At 62.7% G+C, this 16,412-nt stretch carries 18 protein-coding genes; 10 read left to right on the forward strand and 8 right to left on the reverse strand.

Annotated features, from left to right (window positions below):
- Positions 1-65 precede the first annotated feature (65 nt).
- From P0D80_RS24895 to P0D80_RS24920, 6 genes are all read right to left on the reverse strand, one after another.
- Positions 66-1,613 (reverse strand): 2-isopropylmalate synthase, encoded by a 1,548-nt coding sequence (locus P0D80_RS24895; protein ID WP_132375261.1) that lies wholly within the window; start codon positions 1,611-1,613, stop codon positions 66-68.
- A gap of 391 nt (positions 1,614-2,004) precedes the next feature.
- The gene (pssA, locus tag P0D80_RS24900) at positions 2,005-2,871 is read right to left on the reverse strand and encodes a CDP-diacylglycerol--serine O-phosphatidyltransferase (protein WP_132375262.1); all 867 of its coding nucleotides are present in this window, start codon (positions 2,869-2,871) and stop codon (positions 2,005-2,007) included.
- 24 nt (positions 2,872-2,895) lie between these two features.
- Positions 2,896-3,534, reverse strand: coding sequence for a phosphatidylserine decarboxylase (locus tag P0D80_RS24905; RefSeq protein ID WP_012432365.1), 639 nt, complete (start codon positions 3,532-3,534; stop codon positions 2,896-2,898).
- A 130-nt stretch (positions 3,535-3,664) separates the two neighbouring features.
- Positions 3,665-4,681: a ketol-acid reductoisomerase gene (ilvC, locus tag P0D80_RS24910; RefSeq protein WP_132375266.1), complete on the reverse strand. Its 1,017-nt coding sequence runs from the start codon at positions 4,679-4,681 to the stop codon at positions 3,665-3,667.
- A gap of 121 nt (positions 4,682-4,802) precedes the next feature.
- Complete coding sequence (ilvN, locus tag P0D80_RS24915) at positions 4,803-5,294, reverse strand: acetolactate synthase small subunit (RefSeq protein WP_007175629.1); 492 nt, start codon at positions 5,292-5,294, stop codon at positions 4,803-4,805.
- A gap of 111 nt (positions 5,295-5,405) precedes the next feature.
- Positions 5,406-7,169 carry an acetolactate synthase 3 catalytic subunit gene (locus P0D80_RS24920; RefSeq protein ID WP_408231388.1) on the reverse strand — a complete coding sequence of 588 codons (1,764 nt, stop codon included), beginning with the start codon at positions 7,167-7,169 and terminating at the stop codon, positions 5,406-5,408.
- Positions 7,170-7,520: 351 nt separating this feature from the next.
- Between P0D80_RS24920 and P0D80_RS24925 the strand changes: the two genes are divergently transcribed.
- From P0D80_RS24925 to P0D80_RS24970, 10 genes are all read left to right on the forward strand, one after another.
- A complete protein-coding gene (locus P0D80_RS24925; protein ID WP_012432361.1) occupies positions 7,521-8,084 on the forward strand; it encodes an RNA polymerase sigma factor in 564 nt (187 codons plus the stop codon).
- Positions 8,081-8,509, forward strand: coding sequence for a DUF3619 family protein (locus tag P0D80_RS24930; RefSeq protein WP_132375269.1), 429 nt, complete (start codon positions 8,081-8,083; stop codon positions 8,507-8,509). The genes P0D80_RS24925 and P0D80_RS24930 overlap by 4 nt, the downstream gene beginning before the upstream one ends.
- 16 nt (positions 8,510-8,525) lie before the next feature.
- On the forward strand, positions 8,526-9,284 hold the full coding sequence (locus tag P0D80_RS24935; RefSeq protein ID WP_408287193.1) for a DUF3106 domain-containing protein: 759 nt from the start codon (positions 8,526-8,528) through the stop codon (positions 9,282-9,284).
- Positions 9,285-9,297: 13 nt separating this feature from the next.
- Positions 9,298-9,819 carry an RDD family protein gene (locus P0D80_RS24940; protein WP_408287196.1) on the forward strand — a complete coding sequence of 174 codons (522 nt, stop codon included), beginning with the start codon at positions 9,298-9,300 and terminating at the stop codon, positions 9,817-9,819.
- Positions 9,820-10,182: 363 nt separating this feature from the next.
- Positions 10,183-11,124, forward strand: a complete 942-nt coding sequence (locus P0D80_RS24945) for a UDP-2,3-diacylglucosamine diphosphatase (protein ID WP_408178037.1) — start codon at positions 10,183-10,185, stop codon at positions 11,122-11,124.
- Positions 11,125-11,154: 30 nt separating this feature from the next.
- Positions 11,155-12,186: a glycosyltransferase family 4 protein gene (locus tag P0D80_RS24950; protein ID WP_106306728.1), complete on the forward strand. Its 1,032-nt coding sequence runs from the start codon at positions 11,155-11,157 to the stop codon at positions 12,184-12,186.
- A gap of 20 nt (positions 12,187-12,206) precedes the next feature.
- The gene (locus P0D80_RS24955) at positions 12,207-12,860 is read left to right on the forward strand and encodes a diacylglycerol kinase (RefSeq protein WP_408287201.1); all 654 of its coding nucleotides are present in this window, start codon (positions 12,207-12,209) and stop codon (positions 12,858-12,860) included.
- Positions 12,861-13,204: 344 nt separating this feature from the next.
- Positions 13,205-13,930 carry a TetR/AcrR family transcriptional regulator gene (locus P0D80_RS24960; RefSeq protein WP_132375276.1) on the forward strand — a complete coding sequence of 242 codons (726 nt, stop codon included), beginning with the start codon at positions 13,205-13,207 and terminating at the stop codon, positions 13,928-13,930.
- A 2-nt stretch (positions 13,931-13,932) separates the two neighbouring features.
- On the forward strand, positions 13,933-14,517 hold the full coding sequence (locus P0D80_RS24965; RefSeq protein ID WP_408178035.1) for an LOG family protein: 585 nt from the start codon (positions 13,933-13,935) through the stop codon (positions 14,515-14,517).
- A 24-nt stretch (positions 14,518-14,541) separates the two neighbouring features.
- Positions 14,542-15,288, forward strand: coding sequence for an SDR family oxidoreductase (locus P0D80_RS24970; RefSeq protein WP_408178034.1), 747 nt, complete (start codon positions 14,542-14,544; stop codon positions 15,286-15,288).
- Between the two features lie 63 nt (positions 15,289-15,351).
- On the opposite strand, the gene P0D80_RS24975 is transcribed toward P0D80_RS24970, so the two are convergent.
- On the reverse strand, positions 15,352-15,993 hold the full coding sequence (locus P0D80_RS24975; RefSeq protein WP_408287207.1) for a DUF924 family protein: 642 nt from the start codon (positions 15,991-15,993) through the stop codon (positions 15,352-15,354).
- Complete coding sequence (locus P0D80_RS24980) at positions 15,986-16,399, reverse strand: group II truncated hemoglobin (protein WP_310812467.1); 414 nt, start codon at positions 16,397-16,399, stop codon at positions 15,986-15,988. The genes P0D80_RS24975 and P0D80_RS24980 overlap by 8 nt, the downstream gene beginning before the upstream one ends.
- Between the last annotated feature and the right edge of the window lie 13 nt (positions 16,400-16,412).

The raw sequence follows: 16,412 nt of genomic DNA on the forward strand, positions 1-16,412 counted from the left end.
TCTCCCGACTCAGACGAGAACGATGGCCACGCAGTCGCGCCGTCAGCGCGCTGCTACCACACCGCTCACTCCGAACGTTGCGGATTCAATTTGTCCGCGTTCGAGTACAGCTTGTTGAGCGCCGAGATATACGCCTTCGCCGAAGCCGCGACGATATCCGGATCAGTGCCCACGCCGTTGACGATGCGCCCGCTCTTCGACAGACGCACGGTCACTTCGCCTTGCGCCTGCGTGCCGGTGGTGATCGCATTCACCGAGTAAAGCAGCAGTTCCGAGCCGCTGCCCACTTCCGTTTCGATCGCGTTCAGCGTGGCGTCGACCGGGCCGTTGCCGCGCGCTTCGCCGGTCACTTCCTTGCCTTCCACCGAGAACACGATTTTCGCGTGCGGTTGCTCGCCGGTTTCCGAATGTTGCGACAGCGACAGGAATTTGTAGTGCTCCCTCTCCTGCGCCTCGGCGGATTCCTCCGTGACAATCGCGATGATGTCTTCGTCGAAGATTTCCGACTTGCGGTCGGCCAGTTCCTTGAAGCGCGCAAACGCCGTGTTCAACTCGCCTTCGCTATCCAGCGCGATACCCAGTTCCTGCAGACGCTGCTTGAACGCGTTACGGCCCGACAGCTTGCCGAGCACGATCTTGTTCGCGCTCCAGCCCACGTCTTCGGCGCGCATGATTTCGTAGGTGTCGCGCGCCTTCAGTACGCCGTCCTGATGGATGCCCGAAGCGTGCGCAAACGCGTTCGCCCCGACCACCGCCTTGTTCGGCTGCACGACGAAACCGGTGATCTGCGACACCAGCTTCGAAGCCGGCACGATCTGCGTGGTATCGAGACCGATATCGAGGCCGAAGTAATCCTTGCGGGTCTTCACCGCCATCACGATTTCTTCGAGCGACGTGTTACCCGCACGCTCGCCGAGGCCGTTGATCGTGCACTCGACCTGACGCGCGCCGCCGATCTGCACGCCGGCCAGCGAATTCGCCACCGCCATGCCGAGGTCGTTATGGCAATGCACCGAGAACACCGCTTTATGCGAGTTCGGAATGCGCTCGCGCAGCGTTTTAACGAGCTGGCCGTACAACTCCGGCACGCCATAACCGACCGTATCCGCGATGTTGATCGTAGTCGCCCCTTCGGCGATCACCGCTTCCAGCACGCGGCACAGAAAGTCCATATCCGAGCGGCTGCCGTCTTCCGGCGAGAACTCGACGTCGTCGGTGAATTTGCGGGCGAAACGCACGGCCAGCTTGGCCTGCTCGAACACCTGGTCCGGCGTCATGCGCAGCTTCTTTTCCATGTGCAACGGCGAAGTTGCGATGAACGTGTGGATGCGGAAGTGATCGGCGGGTTTGAGCGCGTCGGCCGCGCGCTGAATGTCTTTGTCGTTGGCGCGGGCGAGCGAGCAGACCGTGCTGTCCTTGATCAGGCCCGCGATCGTATGGATCGAATCGAAGTCGCCGTTCGAGCTTGCCGCGAAGCCCGCTTCGATCACGTCCACTTTCATCCGCTCGAGTTGCTTGGCGATACGGATTTTCTCTTCTTTCGTCATTGACGCGCCGGGCGATTGCTCGCCGTCTCGCAACGTGGTGTCGAATATGATCAGTTTGTCGGACATGTCGAGTCTCCTGCGGAGTCGTTCAATTGTAGGGATGGGATATTGGAATTCGGCTGTCTGCGCCACCGCTGGCGACACTCGATCACGGAGAAGGCGGACGGAGGGTAGAACGATCAGCGTGACCCGAAGCGTGGCCATCAGCGCGGCGGACGCTCCAGCATGGGCACGCTCAGCGGCGCGCCGCCTGTCGAGGCTCGTTGCGCGGTTCGACAAGGAACGTGAACGCATTGATCCAACGACTATAGCGACATTCCCGCCGGCGTGCAATTAGCGCCGGACCTGCCTACGGAGCGTTGCGGGGCACCGCCAAACGGGCTCGCCAAACGAAAAACGGCGACCCGAAGGCCGCCGTTTTCCAGTGTCATGCACATCAGCGCACGCGAGCGAACCGTTACCTGTCGCCTGTCACCGAGCGAGCCGGATTCGCCCTGCCCCGCATCGCCTGATAACCCCAGAACACGTAACCGGACAGGCCGTACAGCACGAACAGGCCGAACAGCATCAGCGGCGGGTCGGAGGACACCAGCACGAACGCGACCACTACCAGCAGAATCACGCCGAAGGGCACGCGATGCCGCACGTCGAGCGCCTTGCCGCTATAGAACGGCGCGTTCGACACCATCGTCACGCCGGCGTAGATGGTCAGCACGAAGGCAACCCACGGCAGCCAGACCAGCTTGAGCGGCACGCGGTTGTCGGTGGCGAGCCACACGAAACCGGCGATCAGTGCCGCCGCGGCCGGGCTCGGCATGCCCTGGAAGAAACGCTTGTCGACCACGCCGATGTTCGTGTTGAACCGCGCGAGACGTAACGCGGCGCCCGAACAGTAGACGAACGCCGCGAGCCAGCCCCAGCGGCCGAGGTCCTTCAGAATCCACTCGTACATCACGAGCGCCGGCGCCACACCGAACGACACCATGTCCGACAGGCTGTCGAACTGCTCGCCGAACGCGCTTTGCGTATGCGTCATGCGGGCGACGCGGCCATCCATGCCGTCCAGCACCATGGCCACGAAGATCGCGATGGCCGCGACCTCGAAGCGCACATTCATGGCCTGCACCACGGCAAAGAAGCCGCAGAACAGGGCCGCGGTGGTAAAGGCGTTCGGCAGCAGATAAATGCCGCGCTTTCTCAGGAACTGCTGACGCTGGGCGCGCCGGCTGTCGACCGCCGCCTCCGTCACCATCGGCTTGTTACGGCGGAACGGACGCGGAAGCGGTCCGCTGTTACGGGGTCGACGCGGTTTGAATGCGGCCATTCGGAAAACCTCCTTGGTGCCGCTTTATAGTTCAGCGAGGATCGTGGACGACGCCGAAACCTTCTCGCCGATCGACACACGCGGACGGCTGCCCACCGGCAGATACACGTCGACGCGCGAACCGAAGCGGATAAATCCGTACCGTTGACCACGGGTGAGCGGCTCACCTGCCCGTACGTAGCAAAGAATGCGCCGCGCGATCAAACCGGCGATCTGCACCGAGGTCACCGTCTGTCCGCCGGCCATTTCGATCACCACCGCATTGCGCTCGTTTTCGGTGGAAGCCTTGTCCACCGCGGCATTCAGATACGCGCCCGGGAAATATTCGACCTTGGAAATCGCGCCATCCACCGGCGAACGTTGCGAGTGGACGTTGAAGACGTTCATGAACACGCTGATCTTCAGCGCTTCACGGTTGGCATACGGATCATGCGCGGTCTCGACCGCGACGATACGGCCGTCGGCCGGGCACAGCACGGCATTCGCCTGCGTGGGGATCGGGCGCGCCGGATCGCGGAAGAACTGCACGACGAAGATCAGGAGGAGCCAGAACAGCCATGAAAAGCCGAACCCCGCGATGAAGTGAACCAGGAGTGCAACGACGGCCGCGATGGCGATGAACGGCCAGCCTTCTCGCGCGATGATCGGATGAGGGTAATTCATGAATGGCTTCTGTGTTTTTGTAAAACCGTAGGATAGCAAAAGCCGCCCAGGGTTCAGCACCCTTGGACGGCTTTTTGATCTGTCCGGCTATTGCGGCACGGCGCCGCGCCGGACAACAGCTAGATCCAGCTTAGTTCTTCGACTGGTCGACCAGCTTGTTCTTCGCGATCCACGGCATCATCGCGCGCAGCTTCGCACCGACCTGTTCGATCTGGTGCTCGGACGTCAAACGGCGGCGCGATTGCAGCGTCGGTGCGCCAGCCTTGTTTTCGATGATGAAGCTCTTCGCGTACTCGCCCGTCTGAATGTCGGTCAGCACGGCCTTCATCGCCTTCTTCGTCTCAGCCGTCACGATACGCGGACCCGTCACATACTCGCCGTATTCGGCGTTGTTCGAGATCGAGTAGTTCATGTTCGCGATGCCGCCTTCGTAGATCAGGTCGACGATCAGCTTCAGTTCGTGCAGGCATTCGAAGTACGCCATTTCCGGCGCGTAGCCCGCTTCCACCAGCGTTTCGAAGCCGGCCTTGATCAGGTCGACCGTACCGCCGCACAGCACGGCTTGTTCGCCGAACAGGTCGGTTTCCGTTTCTTCCCGGAAGTTCGTTTCGATGATGCCGGCACGGCCGCCGCCGTTCGCTGCCGCGTACGACAGTGCGATGTCACGTGCTGCGCCCGACTTGTCCTGCGCGACGGCGATCAGGTGCGGCACGCCGCCACCTTGCGTGTAGGTGCCGCGAACCGTGTGGCCCGGTGCCTTCGGCGCGATCATGATCACGTCGAGGTCGGCACGCGGAATCACTTGACCGTAGTGAACGTTGAAGCCGTGCGCGAATGCCAGCGCCGCGCCTTGCTTGGCGTTGGCGTGCACTTCCTTGGCATAAACTTCGGCGATCTGCTCGTCCGGCAGCAGCATCATGACGACGTCCGCGCCCTTGACGGCTTCCGCCACTTCCTTGACTTGCAGGCCGGCGTTCTCAGCCTTGCTCCACGATGCGCCGCCCTTGCGCAGACCGACCGTGATGTTCACGCCGCTTTCCTTCAGGTTCAGCGCGTGCGCATGGCCTTGCGAGCCATAGCCGATGATGGTGACTTGCTTGCCCTTGATGAGGGAGAGGTCAGCGTCCTTGTCGTAGAAAACTTTCATGTCGGTTCCTTGGCTAAATTCGATGATTCAGTGAAATTCAAATGCTGCAAATAGTGTGTTGCGTGGCCGGGTTGGTGCAGGCACGGCCCGGCCTGGATCGAGACGGTAGAACGCTCGCGCGTCACACCTTCAGAATGCGCTCGCCGCGACCGATCCCCGAGCTGCCCGTGCGGACCGTTTCGAGAATCGCCGTGGCGTCGAGCCCTTCGATAAAGGCGTCGAGCTTGTCGCTCGCGCCCGTCAGTTCGATCGTGTAGGTCTTTTCGGTGACGTCGATGATGCGGCCGCGGAAAATATCCGACATCCGCTTCATCTCCTCACGTTCCTTGCCGACCGCCCTCACCTTGATCAACATCAGCTCGCGCTCGATGTGGGCGCCCTCGGTAAGGTCGACCACTTTCACCACCTCGATCAGGCGGTTCAGATGCTTCGTGATCTGTTCGATCACGTCGTCCGAGCCAATGGAGACGATGGTCATGCGCGACAGCGAACGGTCTTCGGTCGGAGCCACCGTCAAGGTTTCAATGTTGTAGCCGCGTGCCGAGAACAGACCAACCACGCGTGATAACGCGCCCGGTTCGTTTTCCAGCAGGACGGAAATGATGTGTCTCATGATTCGCTTCTTCCAGATGTTTTGTCGATGTCTGCGAGCGGAGTCGCGCCGCTTCGTCCGCCCTCGCCTTTCATGAAGGCGCGCATGACGAAGCCGACGCAAGTTCCGTCGTTATAGATCTTCCGAACCCATGAGCATCTCGGTGATGCCCTTGCCGGCCTGAACCATCGGCCAGACGTTTTCGGTCGGATCGGTCTGGAAATCGAGAAACACCGTGCGATCTTTCAGACGCAGCGCTTCCTTGAGCGCCGGCTCGACATCGGCCGTGCGTTCGATACGCATGCCGACGTGGCCGTATGCTTCGGCGAGCTTCACGAAATCCGGCAGCGCATCCATGTACGAATGCGAATAGCGCTTGCTGTATTCGATCTGCTGCCACTGGCGCACCATGCCCAGATAGCGGTTGTTCAGCGAAATGATCTTCACCGGAGTCTCGTACTGCTTGCAGGTGGAGAGCTCCTGGATACACATCTGGATCGAGCCTTCGCCCGTGATACAGAGCACGTCGTCGTCCGGGTGCGCCATCTTCACGCCCATCGCCGCCGGCAGGCCGAAGCCCATCGTGCCGAGACCACCGGAGTTGATCCAGCGGCGCGGCTTGTTGAAGCGATAGAACTGCGCCGCCCACATCTGGTGCTGGCCGACGTCGGAACACACGAAGGCATTGCCGTCGGTCAGTTCCCACGCCTTTTCCACCACGTACTGCGGCTTGATGATCTCGCTCTTGCGGTCGAACTTGAGGCAGTCTTTCGCGCGCCAGGCTTCGATGTCCTTCCACCAGTCGGCGAGCGCCGCGGTGTCCGGGCCATGTTCGGCCGTTTGCAGCTGCTCGATCAACTCCTTCAGCACTTCCTTCACGTCGCCGACGATCGGAATGTCGACCTTGACGCGCTTGGAGATGGAGGAAGGATCGATGTCGATATGGATGATCTTGCGCGGACGCGACGAGAAGTGCGCCGGGTCGCCGATCACACGGTCGTCGAAACGCGCGCCGATCGCAATCAGCACGTCGCAGTGCTGCATCGCCATGTTGGCTTCGTACGTGCCGTGCATGCCGAGCATGCCGAGGAATTTCTTGTCGCTCGCGCGATAGCCGCCCAGACCCATCAACGTGTTGGTGACGGGATAGCCGAGCAGATCGGCGAACTGGTTCAGTTCACGCGAGGCGTCCGCGAGAATGATGCCGCCGCCGGTATAGATGTACGGACGCTTGGCCGACAACAGCAAAGCCACGGCCTTGCGGATCTGGCCCGAGTGGCCCTTCGTGACCGGGTTGTACGAGCGCAGCGAAACAGTCTTGAGCGGTTCGTACTGGCAAGGCGCTTTCGACACGTCTTTCGGAATGTCGATCAGCACCGGGCCGGGACGGCCGGTACGTGCGATATAGAAGGCTTTCTTGACGGTGGCGGCGAGGTCGCGCACGTCCTTCACGAGGAAGTTGTGCTTCACGCAAGGACGCGTGATGCCGACCGTGTCGCACTCCTGGAACGCATCCTGGCCGATCGCGGCAGTCGGCACCTGGCCGCTGATCACCACCATCGGGATCGAATCCATGTAGGCGGTGGCGATGCCGGTCACCGCGTTGGTGACGCCGGGGCCGGAGGTCACGAGGCACACACCGACCTTGCCGGTGGAACGCGAGTAAGCGTCGGCGGCGTGGACAGCGGCCTGCTCGTGGCGCACGAGGATATGCTGGAACTTGTCCTGCTTGTACAGCTCGTCGTAAATGTAGAGTACCGAGCCGCCGGGATAGCCCCACACAAACTCGACGTCTTCGTCGGCCAGTGCCTTCATGAGCACGGTGGCGCCGATAGAGTCAGCTTCGGGATGGGGAGTCGTATCCGACGTGGAGAATTCCGCGCTGGGCATATTCATTAATTCACCTTTCGAAATTTCGGCAAAAATTTGATCGGGTGCTCTCTGCCGGGCTTGTGGCTCGGGTTCAAGCGGCGCGTCCAGTTGACAGGTGAGCTTCTTGGGCCACACCTCAATTGAGACAAGTCACTTATGTTGCGAACCAGCGACGATATCTGCAGACGCCCGCGCGGTCAAGCAAATATTGCCTTGGCGCCTTCCGCCGAATCTCGAAAATGACCGAAAGCCTGTTATAGAGATGCAAGGTGAATCACGTTTCGCCCCAGCGGCGCAAAAGTTTGTTAGCATCCGCGAGTTTTACGACATTTTTCGACCGATTACGCGCACGCTCGCTGCGCCGACCCCCAACGGATGGCATCAGACAAGGAACTCGCCGATTTTCTGGCGGGCGTCGAAAGGCGCGCATTCAAGCAGACGGTCTACGCCGTGCGGGACGACGACGCCTCGCTGGATATCGTGCAGGACGCGATGATCAAGCTCGCCGAAAAATACGGCGACCGTCCGGCCGCCGAACTTCCGCTGCTGTTTCAGCGTATTCTGCAGAATGCGATGCACGACTATTTCCGTCGTGCGAAAGTGCGCAATACTTGGGTGAGTCTTTTTTCGTCGCTCGGCAACGCCGACGACGAGGATTTCGACCCCCTCGAAACCTTCGAGGCCCAGCAAGGCTCGGCGGGTTCCGAGAGCAACGAACAGAAACTCGAACGCGAACAGGTTCTGCAGTTAATCGACGACGAGATCCAAAAGTTACCGGCACGTCAACGGGAGGCGTTTCTCATGCGTTATTGGGAAGATATGGATGTCGCCGAGACTGCCGCCGCAATGGGCTGCTCCGAAGGCAGTGTGAAAACGCACTGCTCGCGGGCCACCCACACGCTGGCGCAAGCGCTCAAGGCCAAAGGAATCACGCTATGAGCTCCCTCGAAACTAAAGAACTCGAGTTCGCCCGCCAGGTGCGCCGCGCGCTCGACGAAAACGCCGCCAGCATTGCGCCTGCCACCGTCGATCGACTAGCCGCGGCGCGCCGTGCCGCGCTCGCCCGCAAGAAGCCCGAAACCGTGAGCGCGCCGGTGTTCGTGCCGGCCCTCGCCGGCGCGGGCATGGCCTCCGGCATGCCGCCGGTCGAACTGCCGCAGCGCCGCCGTTCGCCGCTGCGCCGCTTTGCGCTGGCGTGGCCGCTCGCCGCGCTAGTCGTCAGCCTCGTGGGCATTGCCTACTGGGAAGACCAGCAACGCACCGCCGAACTCGCCGATATCGATGCCGCCATGCTAAGCGACGACCTGCCGCTCAATGCCTATCTCGACCACGGTTTCAACGCGTACCTTTCACGCGCCCACTGAGCGGGAGATTTTTCGGGTGAGTTACAAGCGCGGCCTGGCCGTTGTTTTCGGATGCACGATTGCGGCCCTGGTGTCGTTTGCCGCGACTTATCCGCGCTTTTATCCGAGCCCGTCGCCCGTCAGCGCGCCTGTCGCGGGCGCCAACGCGACCGCCAAGGCGCCCGCGCCGACGCTCGCCGTCGAATTGCCCAGCCTGCCCGGCAGCAACAGTCCGATGGCATGGTCGCGCCTGACGTCGGCCGAGCATATCGCGCTCGCGCCGTTTGAAGCCCAATGGGATTCCTTCAGCGACGAACGTAAGCGCAAATGGCTGAAGATCGCGTCGCGTTACCCGAAGATGTCGGCTGATGCGCAAAAACGCCTACATGAGCGCATGACTGAATGGACCCGTATGACGCCCGATCAGCGGCGCGTCGCGCGTGAAAATTACCAGGTGTCGAAGGAATTGCCGCGCGAAACCCGTCAGAACGCGTGGAAGGCGTATCAGCAGTTGCCCGAAGAACAGAAGGAACGGCTCGCCGCCAGCGAGCGCAAGCGGCGCCCGAGCGTGGTCAGCGCGCCGCCCTCGGGCCGCAGCGAAATCAAGGGGCTCGATCGCCTCGTCAATGCGCGTGAGCATGGCGCGAGCGGCGCTGCAGCGGCGAGCGCGGCAGCCGCGGCGTCGTTGCCGAGCCCGGTCGCCGCGCCGCCGATTCCCGCCGCCGGCAGTTTCGTGCCTGCTACGCCGCTGCCGGTTTCGCCGGCTGAAGCGCCGTCGATCTTCAACGGCTCCTGAGCCCGGCCGCGCCGTGTCCCAACCGCTCGCGTCCTCAGCATTAGCCGCCGATACCAACGGCAACGCACCGACCGTCCGGCGGCGCCTCGCGGCGCTGCTCTATGAAGCGGTGATCCTGTTCGGCGTGGTGTTCATCGCCGGCTACCTGTTCAGCACGTTGACGCAGCAACGCAACGGTCTGACTCATCACAACCTGCTGGCAACCTGGATCGGCCTCGTGGTCGGCGTGTATTTCGTCTGGTTCTGGACCCACAGCGGCCAGACCCTGCCGATGAAAACCTGGCGTCTGCGCGTGGTCGCCGCAGACGGCACGCCGCTCTCCACCGGCCGCGCGGTTGCCCGCTACGTGCTCGCGTGGCTATGGTTTCTGCCGCCGCTCGCGCTGCATCCGCTGCTCGGACTCAAGCTGCCGCAGACGCTGCTGATCGCCGGCATCTGGTTCGTGCTATGGGCGGCCACCGGCCGCTTCGATCCGCAGCGTCAATTCCTGCACGACCGCCTCGCGGGCACGCGGGTCGTCAGCGTCTCGCGCTGATCCGCCTCGGCTACCCGGTCAATATTTCGCTTAACTGTTGGGCCGCTGTCTCCCGGCGCGCGTCATGCCGAGCGCGACCGTGCCGGCCGGACAATTATTTCGCTCTCCTGTCGGGTCGTTACCACACTACGCAAGCCACGCCAGTCGCGGCCGAGCCGACCAGTCCATGACTTCGCGCGCCCGTCGACCCACCGCGACGCCGCGCGAGCCGTGCCCATCACGGCGGTCTATATTCTGATCCCCCGCCCGTCACCTCCACCGCCCCACCTCCCCGCCGCGCAGTAATAAGAACTTCTCATGACTGTCACGGCACAGTCACGCACACTTGGCCCAATACGGGCACCGCAACTCGACGCGTGAGCCATGGACCCCAAAACGTCCGCGACTTCCCTGTTCCGCCAGACCGGCCCGAGCGTCGACCCTGTCGCGTTCCGCCCGGAACCCAACCATAGTCACGGCTTGCCGCTGCCCGTGCCGCCACTGCCGCTCGACGCCAACGCCAGTCATCACGACGACGATCACGCCGAGCCGCACCGTTACCGCACCATCTGGCTGTCCGACATCCATCTCGGTTCGAGCGGCTGCCAGGCGCCCTATCTGCTCGATTTTCTGCGCCACAACGAGTCGGAGTATCTGTACCTCGTGGGCGACATCATCGACGGCTGGCAGTTGAAGAAAGGTTGGTACTGGCCGCAGGCCCACAACGACGTCGTGCAGAAGGTGCTGCGCAAGGCGCGCAAAGGCACGCAAGTGATCTACGTGCCCGGCAATCACGACGAAGCCGCACGCCAGTTCTGCGATCTCGCGTTCGGCGACATCCACGTGCGCGGCGAGGCGTTTCACACCACGCTCGCCGGCAAGCGTCTGTGGATCGTGCACGGCGATCTGTTCGACGGTGTGATCCAGCACGCCAAGTGGCTCGCCTATCTCGGCGACACGCTCTACACCATGATCCTGATCCTGAACCGCTGGTTCAACCGGATCCGCAGCCGGCTCGGTTTTCCGTACTGGTCGCTGTCGCAGTACCTGAAACATCAGGTGAAGAACGCGGTGAATTTCATCTCCTCGTTCGAACGCGTGATGACCGACGAAGCACGCCGCCGCGGCTGCGACGGCGTGGTCTGCGGGCACATCCACAAAGCCGAGATACGCGATATCGACGGCGTCCTGTATTGCAACGACGGCGACTGGGTGGAAAGCCTGTCGGCACTCGTCGAAACCTATGAAGGCGAACTGAAGGTGATCTACTGGACCGTGATGCGCTCCCCGGAAGTGGGCGTGCAAAAGGCCCGGGCGACCGCGTAGTCCCTCTTAACTTCTATTGGGCCAAAACCGATGAAGATCATGATCGTCACCGACGCATGGGAACCGCAGGTCAACGGCGTCGTGCGCACGCTGAAAAACACCACGCGCGAACTCAGCGCGCTCGGCCATCACGTCGATCTGCTGACGCCGCTCGAATTCAAAACGATCCCTTGCCCGACTTATCCTGAGATCCGCCTCTCGCTGCTGCCGCGCCGCAAGCTGCGCGAGCGTATCGATGCCTTCTCGCCCGACGCGTTGCACATCGCCACCGAAGGTCCGCTCGGCATGGCCGCGCGCGCCTACGCGATCCAGCACAAGCTGCCGTTCACCACCGCTTATCACACGCGTTTTCCGGAGTACGTGCAGGCGCGCTTCGGCATTCCGCTCGCCGCGACCTACAAGTTCCTGCACTGGTTTCACAAGCCGTCGCTGGCTGTGATGGCGCCCACGCCGGTCGTCAAGAGCGACCTCGAAAAATTCGGCTTCACCAACGTCGTGCTGTGGACGCGCGGCGTCGACCTGGACATCTTTCACCAGATGGACTCGAAGGTGCTCAACAGCGCACGGCCGATCTTTCTGTACGTGGGACGTGTGGCAGTCGAGAAGAACGTCGAGGCGTTCCTGAAGCTCGATCTGCCCGGTTCGAAGTGGGTTGCCGGTGAAGGTCCGGCGCTCGCCGAACTGAAGTCGCGCTATCCGCAAGCGAATTACCTGGGCGTGCTGACGCAGGCCGAGCTGGCGAAGGTCTATGCGGCGGCCGACGTCTTCGTGTTCCCGAGCCGCACCGATACGTTCGGGCTCGTGCTGCTCGAAGCGCTCGCCTGCGGCACGCCGGTCGCGGCGTATCCCGTCACCGGTCCGATCGACGTCCTCGGCGACGGCGGCGCGGGTGCGATGCACGAAGACCTGCGTGAAGCCTGCCTCGAAGCGCTGAAGATCGATCGCAACCACGCGCGCGCGTGGGCCGAACGCTTTTCATGGGCGGCGGCCTCCGAGCAATTCGCCGCGCATCTGAAGCCGCTGCCGCGCGCTTCATATCGCGAGGAAAGCGCCGCCGCGTGACGCGGCGTGCCGAGTTGTCCATGCGAACCAGACCATCCACCGTGGGGCGCGCGCCGAACGGCGCGCTGCGTGCCGTCGATGCCGAGAACGACAACGACAACGACAACGACAACGCGAGCATCGAACCCTTCGACGACGTGAGCGAGCCAGGCACGCCGAATCATGCAGATCATGCACATGGTTTGAACGGCATGAACGGAGCGAGTGCCGCGAACGGCACGCAATCCGACACGCAGAACGAACCGCTCAGTCCCGACGATCCACTCGCGCCGCTGCCTTTCAATCCCTACAAAGGCAATCGCGGCCTCACGCGCGCCTGGCACGCGATGAAAAATTCGCTCGCCGGGTTTCGCGTGGCGATTCGCGAGGAAAGCGCCTTTCGCCAGGAGCTCACGCTCGCCGCGATCCTGATTCCCTGCGGCGTGCTGGTGCCGGTCGAGCCGGTGTCGCGCGTATTGCTGCTCGGTTCCGTGCTGCTGGTGCTGATCGTCGAGTTGCTGAATTCGAGCGTGGAAGCGGCCATCGACCGGATTTCGCTCGAACGCCATGAACTCTCGCGCCGCGCGAAGGATCTCGGCAGCGCGGCCGTGATGGTCGCGCTCGGCATGTGCCTGATGACGTGGCTGCTGATCGTCGGGCCACTGGTCGTGCATTGGGTCAAGGCATGGCTGTGAAGGCGCGCGTCAGCGCGTTTTAATGCGCTCACGCCGCCGTCGAACGGCGCGCGAAACCGCCTTGAGCAATGAAAACCCTGACTATCCGCTTGGTATAAGAACGCTCGGTTTATAATCGTCCGACAGTCTCACAGGAAAACGCTGGGCCGCCCCAAGTTTTCCGCTCCGCAGGAAGTCCCCGTTCCGAAGGAAGTCCCCTTTGGGGCTTGGGGAATTGCCCTCGCGGAGGCCTGTCGAACTGCGACAGGTTGGGGGCGCTCATATACCAACCGCGTCCGGGTGGATCACGCAAAGAGCGGCACGCCGCCGTGTGCCCCAGCCCGGCGTAACCAGGGCCGGACGACATGGAAGCCAAACCTCCCCGCCGCACGCGCGAACGGATTCTCGAACTGTCGTTGAAGCTGTTCAACGAAATCGGCGAGCCGAACGTCACGACGACGACGATCGCCGAGGAAATGGAAATCAGTCCAGGCAACCTGTACTACCACTTCCGCAACAAAGACGACATCATCAACAGCATCTTCAGCCAGTTCGAGCAGGAGATCGAAAAGCGTCTGCGTTTTCCCGACGACCATCGCGCGACCATCGACGAAATGTGGTCGTATCTGCAGTACATGGTCGATTTCACGTGGCGCTATCGTTTCCTGTATCGTGACCTGAACGATCTGCTGGCGCGCAATCGCACGCTCGAAACGCATTTCAAGCAGATCATCAGCCACAAGGTGCGGTTTGCGAGCCAGTTCTGCGAACAGCTCGTCGCCGACGGCGAAATGGTCGTCACGCCGGAAGAGCTGCACGTGATCGCCACCAACGTCGGCGTGATCGGCACGTACTGGCTCTCGTACCAGTTCGTGATGAACCCGCGCAAATACAACGAGCAGGAAGCGATGCGCGCGGAGCTGCATCAGGTGAGCGTACAGATCGTGTCGCTGATGGCGCCTTATCTGCGCGGCCGCTCGCGGCAGATTTTCGACGACCTCGTGTCGGGCAAGCTGCCCAAGCGCGAGTTTTACGACTACCTGCCGCCCAAGGAAGGCGCCGCGCCCCGCAACGAACCGAAGGACGTTTGAGCATGAAGTCGGTGTGTGTGTATTGCGGCTCCTCCAATGGAGCCAAACCGTTGTATGCGGAAGCGGCGCGCGCCTTTGGCCGCGCGCTGGTGCAAGCCGATCTCGCACTGGTGTACGGCGGCGGCAAGGTCGGTCTGATGGGCGTGATCGCCGACACGGTGATGGCCGAAGGCGGCCGCGCGATCGGCGTGATTCCCGAGCTGCTGGTCAACAAGGAAGTCGGCCATAACGGCCTGACCGAACTGCATGTCGTGCCCGATATGCATCATCGCAAGAAGATGATGGCCGACCTGTCCGACGCGTTCGTCGCGATGCCTGGCGGCGCGGGCACGCTCGAAGAGCTGTTCGAGGTCTACACGTGGGCGCAACTCGGCTACCACCAGAAAGCGGTGGCGCTGCTGAATATCGACGGCTTCTACGATCCGTTGATCAATCTGCTTCAGCACACGGTCGACGAAGGCTTCATGCGCCAGACCTATTTCGACATCCTGCAGATCGACGCCGATCCCGCCGGGTTGATCGGCAAGCTGCAACGCTACCAGCCGCCCGTCAGCGACAAGTGGGCGATCAAGCGCGACGCGGTCTGAGTTTCCCCTAATGTTGAGGTTGCGATGACGAAAGCCGTTCTGATCACCGGTGGCAGCCGCGGCATTGGCCGCGCGACCGCGCGTTTGCTGGGTGCGCGCGGCTGGTCGGTCGGCGTGAATTACGCGCAAAATCTCGCCGCGGCGCAGGACACCGCCGCCGAAGTCGAACGCGCGGGTGGCCGCGCGTTGACGATTGCGGGCGATGTCGCGAATGAAGCCGACGTGCTGGCGATGTTCGACGCGCTTCAACAGAAGTTCGGCCGGCTCGATGCGCTCGTCAACAACGCCGGGATCGTCGCGCCATCCAGCCAACTCGCCGACATGGACCTCGCGCGCCTGAAGCGCATGTTCGACGTGAACGTGCTGGGCGCGTATCTGTGCGCGCGCGAAGCCGCGCGGCGCATGTCGACCGACCGCGGCGGCGCGGGCGGCGTGATCGTCAACGTGTCGTCGGCGGCGTCGCGTCTTGGTTCGCCGAACGAATATGTCGACTACGCCGGCTCGAAAGGCGCCGTCGATACGATGACGCTCGGCCTCGCCAAGGAACTCGGCCCGCGAGGCGTGCGCGTGAACGCGGTGCGCCCTGGCTTGATCGACACCGAGATCCACGCGAGCGGCGGCAAGCCCGAGCGCGCCGCGCAACTCGGCGCGACCACACCGCTCGGCCGCCCCGGCACGGCCGACGAAGTGGCGGAAACGATCGTCTGGTTGTTGAGCGACGCTGCTTCGTATGTGACGGGTGCGCTGCTCGATGTATCCGGCGGGCGCTAGGTCTCGCTTTCCTGCTCGCTACGCGCCGCGTGCGCGTCAGCCGAGCGGCGAGTGCCTGTGGGCCTAGAACGATGAACCGGGTGTGCGCAGGAAGGCGCTTTCTTCCGCCGTCGATGGACGCCCGAGCGGCGCATTGCGATGCGGAAAGCGTCCGAAACGCTCGATGATTTCCGCGTGCCGCACCGCGGACCGGTAATACGACTTGCCGCCCCGCTCCGCGTTCAACTGCTTGAACAGACGCAGCGACTCGCGCTGACTTGCGAGCGTCTCGTCGTGCTCGAACGGCAGATAGGCGAACGCGCGATGATGCACCGTAGGCAGCCGGCGGTCGGCCCCACTGGCGATCATCTGCTGCGCGGTGAGCAAGGCTTTCTGGTCGGCGGCGAACGCGCGCGCCGTGTTACGGTGACAATTGCGCGAGAACTGATCCAGCACGACGACGAGCGCCAGCGCGCCGAGCGGTGTTTGCGTCCAGTTGTCGAGCGCGGACTCGCGGGCCGCATCGATCAGGGTACCGAAGCGTTCCCGCAGCATCGTGTCGAAAGCGGCATTGCGTGAAAACCAGATTTTGCGCTCCGTGCCGAACTCCGGCGCGCCCGGTACGCCGAACCAGCAGTCTAGGACTTCGCGTGCTTCCTGAGGCATGTCGGCGTAATCCGCAGTTGCCGCGCCGGGTGTCGAGCCCAACCCCAACCCGTTAGCCATTCCGGTTGCGCATCCAGTCAGCCGTTTCGAAGAACGAGCCGAGCAGGCGCTCCCTCAGCGGCTCGGCAAGACCGACGTCTTCCATCGCCCACGCCATGCACCTGAGCCACTGATCGCGCTCGCTGGAGGCGATCGCGAACGGCAAATGCCGCGCGCGCAAACGCGGATGACCGAAGCGGCTGATGTAGTGATCGGGGCCGCCCATCCAGCCGCACAAAAACCAGAAGAACTTGTCGCGTGAACCGTCGAGCGATTCCGGATGCAACGCGCGGATTCCGGCGAAATCCGCTTCGAGATCCATCAGGTCGTAAAAGCGGTCGACCAGTTCACGCACACGCGCTTCGCCGCCCACCAGTTCGAAGGCCGTCGGCTGCGCCGCGGACACTTCGTCGTTCAAATCACTCATACCTGCTCACTAA

This window comes from Paraburkholderia sp. RL17-373-BIF-A (assembly GCF_046030175.1).
Classification (GTDB): Bacteria; Pseudomonadota; Gammaproteobacteria; order Burkholderiales; family Burkholderiaceae; genus Paraburkholderia.